The following is a 7044-nucleotide window of genomic DNA, read 5'->3' on the forward strand; positions in this document are numbered from 1 at the left end:
ACAAAGAAAGAAAAAAACGAGCTTAGGGGAAAGAATAGAGAAAATCATCCCTTGGTTCTTGTTGTTATGTGCTATAGTCAGTGTTTTGACGACAGTGGGTATTTTATTTACTTTATTACGCGAATCGGTCGGCTTCTTTTCTAATGTTTCAATAATTGATTTCTATACAGGTACGAATTGGTCGCCATGGTCTGGTGATTATGGGGTAGCACCATTAATTGGTGGTACGTTGCTAATTACTTTGATTGCTACAGTCGTAGCGGTCCCACTTGGACTTATGTCAGCCATTTTTTTGAGTGAATATGCAAATGATAAGGTGAGACGCGTTATTAAACCTGTATTAGAGGTTTTAGCGGGAATCCCTACAGTTGTTTACGGTTATTTTGCTTTGACATTTGTAACACCTATGTTTCAAACGTTCATTCCTGATCTGGGAATATTCAACGCGTTAAGTGGTGGATTTGTTGTAGGGATTATGATTATCCCAATGGTTGCTTCTTTGTCTGAGGATGCCATGAACTCTGTTCCTAATGCATTGCGTGAAGGTGCTTATGGACTAGGGGCAACAAAACTAGAAGTTGTATTCAAGGTTGTCCTGCCGGCTGCTTTCTCCGGTATTGTAGCATCCATTGTACTAGCGATTTCCCGTGCAATCGGAGAAACGATGATTGTAACAATCGCTTCTGGAGCAACACCGAATCTAACTGCGGATCCAACTCAATCCATCCAGACAATGACTGCATTTATTGTGCAAGCTGCAACAGGTGATACGACATTCGGTTCAACGATCTATTACAGTCTATATGCAGTAGGTATGACATTGTTCGTATTCACTTTGATCATGAACTTGATTGCACAATATATTACTCGTAGGTTCAGGGAGGAATATTAATGCTTGGACAGAATGAACAAGGTATTAAAAAGCGCATGGAAGGACGGGTACTGACCAATAAAATTATGATGGTGCTGTTTTTTCTAGCCACTACAGTTGGTCTTGTATTCTTAGCCCTTTTATTTTACCGTGTATTGACTCAAGGAATTGGATATTTAAGCTGGGATTATATTAGAAGCTTTCCTGCACCCTATCCTGAAGAAGCAGGTATTTGGGCAGGTCTGATCGGATCAATTATGCTGATGGTCATCGTAGCTGTTGTGTCTGTGATCATTGGTGTGTCCTCAGCGATCTATTTAGAGGAGTATGCTTCAGAAAACAAATTCACGGATTTCATTAGAGTAAACATTCAGAACTTAGCAGGAGTTCCATCTATTGTATTTGGATTACTCGGTCTTACGTTCTTCGTTTATATGTTCAATTATGGCTACACTCTAATTGCTGGTGGGTTAACAATGGCATTATTGATTCTTCCAGTAATCGTGGTTGCTTCTCAGGAAGCTTTACGTTCCGTACCTTCAGATATACAAGAAGCTTCGTATGGTATGGGGGCTTCGAAGTGGCAAACTATTGCCAGGGTTATCTTACCTGCAGCACTCCCGGGGATCTTGACAGGTACGATTATTGCCCTGTCTAGAGCTATCGGCGAAACAGCACCACTAATTATTGTCGGTGCAGCAACAGCTATTTTTACCCTGCCTGATTCGCTTTTAGCGAAATATACGGTGATGCCGATTCAGATTTATAACTGGACAGGCAGACCTCAGGAAGAATGGCAATTTGTTGCCGGGGCTGGAATTATCGTATTGCTAGCTATTCTATTGCTGATGAACTCAATTGCCGTGTTAATTCGAAATAAATTTCAACGACGCCTTTAATTATGGATGAGGAGGGTTTCATTATGAGTAAGATTCAAGAAAATCAAGAAACAAATGTAGGTGGCATGACAAGCACTGCACCAACTGTAGAAAAGAGAGAGAAAAAACAGCAGAAGAAAGTGAATAATGTTATCGAAGTAAATGACTTAAATCTATGGTACGGTTCTGATCAAGCTTTATATGAAGTGAGTATGAATGTGCCAGAGGAACAGGTGACAGCGATTATTGGTCCTTCTGGTTGCGGTAAATCCACATTTTTGAAAACATTAAACCGTATGGTTGAGATGGTTCCCATCGTTAAAACTTCAGGTTCCATCAAATATCGTAATGAAGAAATCTTCAGCAGCAAATTTAAGCAAGAATATTTACGGACAAAAGTTGGTATGGTTTTCCAAAAGCCAAATCCATTTCCGAAGTCTGTGTATGATAATGTAGCCTATGGACCAAGAGTTCATGGAATTAAGAAGAAAGAAGTTCTTGACCAAATTGTTGAGAAAAGTCTTAAGGATGCAGCGATCTGGGATGAATTGAAAGATCGTTTGAATGAAAATGCCTATGGACTTTCCGGTGGTCAGCAGCAACGGGTATGTATTGCACGAGCATTAGCTGTTGAGCCAGATGTAATTCTAATGGACGAACCGACTTCTGCACTTGACCCGATCTCTACGGCTAAGGTAGAGGAGCTTGTCCGAGAACTTAAGAAGAAGTACAGCATTATTATCGTGACACACAATATGCAGCAAGCGGCACGTATTTCTGATAAGACAGCCTTCTTCTTGAATGGAGAATTAATCGAGTTCGCTGAAACAGATAACTTATTCCAAAACCCTCAAGATAAGCGAACAGAAGATTATATTACTGGGCGCTTCGGTTAATTGATTTTTATGAAAGAGGGGGATCCGTATGTCTATACGCGTACAATTCGAAAATGATCTAAATGATTTAAAAGAGCAAATTAAAGAATTAGCACTTGATACGAAATATTCTCTCGATGCAGCGATTCATGTGTTGTATCAGGGAGATGTTGAGAAAGCGAAGCAAATTATTGAAGATGATTCCATCATTGATGAAAAAGAGGAAAAGATCAATGATGATGCAATTTTGATGATTGCCAAGCAACAGCCGGTGGCACGGGATCTTCGGAGATTGGTTACAGCTATAAAGATTTCCTCAGACTTAGAGCGAATGGCAGATCACTCGACAAATATTGCTAAAGCGACTCTGCATCTTGGTGAAGATCATGGAATTGAAATAGATCCGGAACTGCGCGAGATGGCCATTCTAGTAATGGATATGGTTGACTTAGCGATCAAAGCCTTTGAGTATGAAGATATTTCCCTTGCCAATAAGCTTGGAGAAATGGATGACGTTGTTGACCAAAAATGTGGAAACGTCGTGAAAAGTATGCTTGAACTTACAGCGATTAATCACGAGCAAATTCAGCACATCATGCAAATGGCCTATATAGCTAGATATATTGAACGCTTTGGAGACCATATAACGAATATTGGTGAAAATATCTTTTACCTGGTTAAAGGCAAGCAATATGATTTGAATTAGTTCTAATAAAGAGGATGTCTGCTAACAGACATCCTCTTTTCGTTACTGTGATGTGATCGCTTCAGCTATTTCTTTAAAGGTCATAGTAGAGTTTAAAGTGACTTGACCGATTTGGATGTATCGGCTGAGTTGATTCTCTTTTATGTATTGATCAAATTCCTCTGCTTTCTCAATGACTCCGGCTTCTTCAAGTTTCAGGCTGATTTCTTTTGAAGTGGTACCTTTGACAACATCTATTGCATAGGAGGTTGGTGGAATTTCAGTTGTTTCTTTTTCTTTCTGAGACTCCTTAGATTCATTGTTCTCAGCAGAAATCTGTCTTAGCTCATCATCATCGAATATATGGTAACCTGACTCTTCTAAAGTATGGATCATTTCAGACTGACTCATGGGCTTAGATTGGGTCTGTTTCGTATCTGAGTCTGTCCAATAAAAAAACCCTAGAATGATGGTCGCTGTGAGAAGTCCTAATGCGAAGCTTCTTACGGTTTGTTTCATCGTACTCTCTCCTCTTCGTTCCACCGATTCCTTAGAGATTGTACCTCATGTTCAGTCATGTTTATCTGTTTTGCTATGTAGTGGGTTTTATAACCTTTTTCAAACATGGATTGAACGGTACTGACTGAAGAGGGAGGTTTAGTCTGCGAAGGCTTTTTATAGGGCCGTTCCATAATTTCTTCTGTCAAATTGTCGGTCAATAATTCTTCTTCTAATACCTTCATTTTATGCTTTATTTGGTAGTTCTGCTGTAACATCGTTAATGAAATTTGTTCAATCTGATCTTCAACATCCTTTATACGATCTTTCATGAAAAACGATAATAGAAAAAGCATGATGGACGTTCCTATTAGAGTAATAATTGCATAAATCATTGTCTTTCCTCCTTGTCTCCACGTCTAGTTATATCACACAATTTTGAACATGACTATGGAAAGTTTGTATGTTTTTCGTCACAAAACATACTTGAAAGTAGGGGGGTAATTTGTTATTATTGTTAAGTCTGATAATGTGGATAAGACAGTGAAAAGATTCATGACATGGAGGGATAACAAATGCGTGTAAACATTACACTTGCTTGCACCGAAACAGGTGACCGCAATTATATTAGTACAAAAAACAAGCGTAAAAATCCTGAGCGTTTAGAGCTTATGAAGTATAGCCCACGTCTAGGAAAACATACGCTTCACCGTGAAACGAAGTAAAACAGTAGGAACTCTTCCTACTGTTTTTTTTATATCTCATTGGAGAAAAGGAGTGGGCTGACAGTGAACAAGTCTGATCTAAGAAAGCTAGGGAAGGAAACGTTGCGCAAGGTTTCACCTGTTCTTAAAAAAGAGAAGGAAATACAGATGTATGAGCATCTCTTTCATACGAAATTATGGGAGAATGCTCAATCGGTCGGTACTACAATTTCTCAGGATCATGAATGGTCTACTTTTCCTATTATTGAACGTGGTTGGGCAGATAAGAAGATAGTAGCTGTACCTAAGTGCGAGCCAGATGCAAAACAGCTTGACTTTTATCAATTGACTGATTACCACCAGCTAGAAACGGTTTATTTCGGCTTGCAAGAACCAGATCCTACAAAGACAGCGCACTTAGCAAAGGAAAAGATTGATTTGTTAATCGTTCCAGGACTTCTATTTAACGATGAAGGGTATCGGATAGGTTATGGAGGGGGTTATTACGACCGGTTTTTGCAGAATTATCAAGGTCAAACGGTGATGATTGCTTCTGAAGAACAACGTCATCAACAACTTCCAGTAGAGGCTTTTGATAAGAAGGTCTCTTATATAATTACAGAAAACGGCATAAAAAGTACGTGAAATGTTTCACAAAATAGACAAGATCTCCGCTATATTTACCCACCATAAACTTCTTAAATGATTTACAATGAAGGTAAGTTATAACAAATAGGGAGTGGTTATTGATGGAACATGTAAATCGGGTCGCTTTAATTGGAACCGGAGCTGTAGGTTCCAGCTACGCATTTGCTCTATTGAATCAAGGAGTTGCTGACGAGCTAGTCATGATTGATCTGAATAAAGAGAAATCTGAAGGAGATGCAATGGATTTAAATCATGGTTTAGCTTTTGCCCCTGCCAACAAGAAAATTTGGTTTGGAGATTATCAAGATTGCCAAAGTGCGGATATCGTTGTAATCACTGCAGGAGCTAATCAGAAACCAGGGGAAACCCGGCTCGACCTGTTAGAAAAGAATACGGCTATTTTTAAATCCATTGTGGGATCCGTAATGGCAAGTGGATTTGACGGCATTTTTATTGTAGCGACAAATCCGGTTGATATTCTAACCTATATGACTTGGAAATTTTCAGGACTACCAGTTCATCGTGTGATTGGATCTGGAACAATTTTAGACACCGCTCGCTTACGCTTCCAATTGAGTGAATATTTCCGTATTGATTCTAGAAATGTACATGCGTATATTCTAGGAGAACATGGAGATTCAGAACTTCCTGTGTGGAGCCATGCAAACGTAGCGGGACGTTCCGTTTATGACCGTATTCAGGACCACCCAGATCAATACGATCTCAAAGATCTTGATAAAATTTTCGAGCAAGTCCGTGATGCAGCCTACCATATCATACAGCGAAAAGGAGCCACCCATTATGGGATTGCAATGGGACTGGTAAGACTTACGAAAGCCATTCTTCATAATGAAAACGCAGTATTGACGATTTCAGGATATGTGGATGGACCGTATAACGTAGAGGACTTATATATCGGTGTTCCTGCGATTGTCAATCGAAAAGGGATTACTGAAATCATTGAGTTAAACTTGTCTGAGGAAGAGAAAGAAAAATTCCAACGCTCTGCGAGTGTATTAAGAGAAACGATGAAACCTATAGTGAATCAATATGTGAATGTATAGACTGGTGCCTTCTTACAAAACATAAACTCATCAAAACACCGAATAGGGGTGGATGAGTTGCGTAGCATTTTTCAATGGCTGATTATTGTTAGTTCGTTCATCATTGGAATATACCAATTTCGCTATCGTTTGTTAAACATTGTTACTCAAGTTCCAGGCTTGAGGAAAGCAGTCGTAAGAGCATCTATGAATATCCCTTGGCTTAGACAACGTTTGCTGTCTAATATCTTTCGAGGGGAATAGAAGGAAAGCTGCCAATCATTTTGGCAGCTTTTTTAAAAGCAGTTCCATGGAGAGATAGATCTTCTCCGTGGTATGATATTAGTGAGAAAGGGGGAAGAGAGATGCATATAGAACAAGAGTATTTTTTTTGGAAATTGATACACGACCTTGTCGTCGTGCAAGGCTTTGATGTTCTTCATATGAATACGAAGGAGCAGGAAGTCTGGTTAGAAAAAGAGCATCATTGGAAGACACATGTTGTGCGCTTGAAACAAAAGCAAATCAACTGGAGAAATGAATTGAAACGCGATGTTCACATTACATACCAGCAATTGAAACAGAATCGACAACTGTTTCGAGGTGGAAAAGTGGTATTACATAGCCTATATGTATCTGAATTTCCTCCCGTGGACGAATGGCAAGGAGTAACCGAGGAATTAAAGAATGAACGCTTTGATTCTCATGTTTACTATTTGGGTGATGAACTTAAAGAGAAAGAGCGAAGACGCTTCTATAAGTCATTTGATATTAAAGACTCTATCTTGGATTACAAAATATCAGAGCAAGAAATGGAATCCATTCTCCCTTATCTGAAGCAG

The 7044-nt window shown here is 39.3% G+C and carries 9 protein-coding genes and 1 pseudogene; 8 read left to right on the forward strand and 2 right to left on the reverse strand.

What is annotated here, in order from left to right; translation table 11 throughout:
* The 4 genes from pstC to phoU all read left to right on the forward strand — a co-directional run.
* Positions 1 to 892: phosphate ABC transporter permease subunit PstC (gene pstC / locus LD39_RS18310; RefSeq protein ID WP_035551344.1), on the forward strand; the 892-nt coding region annotated here is incomplete at its 5' end.
* Entirely contained in the window at positions 892 to 1770 is an 879-nt protein-coding gene (gene pstA, locus LD39_RS18315) for a phosphate ABC transporter permease PstA (protein ID WP_035551347.1), read from the forward strand. The genes pstC and pstA, both read left to right, overlap by 1 nt.
* A gap of 2 nt (positions 1771 to 1772) precedes the next feature.
* Positions 1773 to 2645, forward strand: coding sequence for a phosphate ABC transporter ATP-binding protein PstB (gene pstB, locus LD39_RS18320; RefSeq protein ID WP_369793265.1), 873 nt, complete (start codon positions 1773 to 1775; stop codon positions 2643 to 2645).
* Between the two features lie 28 nt (positions 2646 to 2673).
* Positions 2674 to 3330: a phosphate signaling complex protein PhoU gene (gene phoU, locus LD39_RS18325; protein WP_035551350.1), complete on the forward strand. Its 657-nt coding sequence runs from the start codon at positions 2674 to 2676 to the stop codon at positions 3328 to 3330.
* A 42-nt stretch (positions 3331 to 3372) separates the two neighbouring features.
* On the opposite strand, the gene LD39_RS18330 is transcribed toward phoU, so the two are convergent.
* Positions 3373 to 3828 carry an endolytic transglycosylase MltG gene (locus LD39_RS18330; RefSeq protein WP_035551354.1) on the reverse strand — a complete coding sequence of 152 codons (456 nt, stop codon included), beginning with the start codon at positions 3826 to 3828 and terminating at the stop codon, positions 3373 to 3375.
* Positions 3825 to 4202 carry a hypothetical protein gene (locus LD39_RS23230; RefSeq protein WP_035551357.1) on the reverse strand — a complete coding sequence of 126 codons (378 nt, stop codon included), beginning with the start codon at positions 4200 to 4202 and terminating at the stop codon, positions 3825 to 3827. The genes LD39_RS18330 and LD39_RS23230 overlap by 4 nt, the downstream gene beginning before the upstream one ends.
* A gap of 180 nt (positions 4203 to 4382) precedes the next feature.
* On the opposite strand from LD39_RS23230, the gene rpmG reads away from it, so the two are divergent.
* The 4 genes and pseudogenes from rpmG to LD39_RS18355 all read left to right on the forward strand — a co-directional run.
* Positions 4383 to 4532, forward strand: coding sequence for a 50S ribosomal protein L33 (rpmG, locus tag LD39_RS18340; protein ID WP_035551360.1), 150 nt, complete (start codon positions 4383 to 4385; stop codon positions 4530 to 4532).
* Positions 4533 to 4595: 63 nt separating this feature from the next.
* A complete protein-coding gene (locus tag LD39_RS18345; RefSeq protein ID WP_052158947.1) occupies positions 4596 to 5156 on the forward strand; it encodes a 5-formyltetrahydrofolate cyclo-ligase in 561 nt (186 codons plus the stop codon).
* Positions 5157 to 5257: 101 nt separating this feature from the next.
* Positions 5258 to 6223: an L-lactate dehydrogenase gene (locus LD39_RS18350; RefSeq protein WP_197061455.1), complete on the forward strand. Its 966-nt coding sequence runs from the start codon at positions 5258 to 5260 to the stop codon at positions 6221 to 6223.
* Between the two features lie 344 nt (positions 6224 to 6567).
* Positions 6568 to 7044: pseudogene (locus tag LD39_RS18355) on the forward strand (rhomboid family intramembrane serine protease); the annotation flags it as partial.

Origin of the sequence: Halobacillus sp. BBL2006 (genome assembly GCF_000786645.1) — a bacterium.
Taxonomy (GTDB): Bacteria; Bacillota; Bacilli; order Bacillales; family Halobacillaceae; genus Halobacillus.

Bases quoted from the DNA above. Each gene is read 5' to 3' on its own strand.
- rpmG (WP_035551360.1), top strand. From the start codon at position 4,383: ATGCGTGTAAACATTACACTTGCTTGCACCGAAACAGGTGACCGCAAT.
- LD39_RS18330 (WP_035551354.1), bottom strand. From the start codon at position 3,828: ATGAAACAAACCGTAAGAAGCTTCGCATTAGGACTTCTCACAGCGACC.
- pstB (WP_369793265.1), top strand. From the start codon at position 1,773: ATGGATGAGGAGGGTTTCATTATGAGTAAGATTCAAGAAAATCAAGAA.
- LD39_RS23230 (WP_035551357.1), bottom strand. From the start codon at position 4,202: ATGATTTATGCAATTATTACTCTAATAGGAACGTCCATCATGCTTTTT.
- pstA (WP_035551347.1), top strand. From the start codon at position 892: ATGCTTGGACAGAATGAACAAGGTATTAAAAAGCGCATGGAAGGACGG.
- phoU (WP_035551350.1), top strand. From the start codon at position 2,674: ATGTCTATACGCGTACAATTCGAAAATGATCTAAATGATTTAAAAGAG.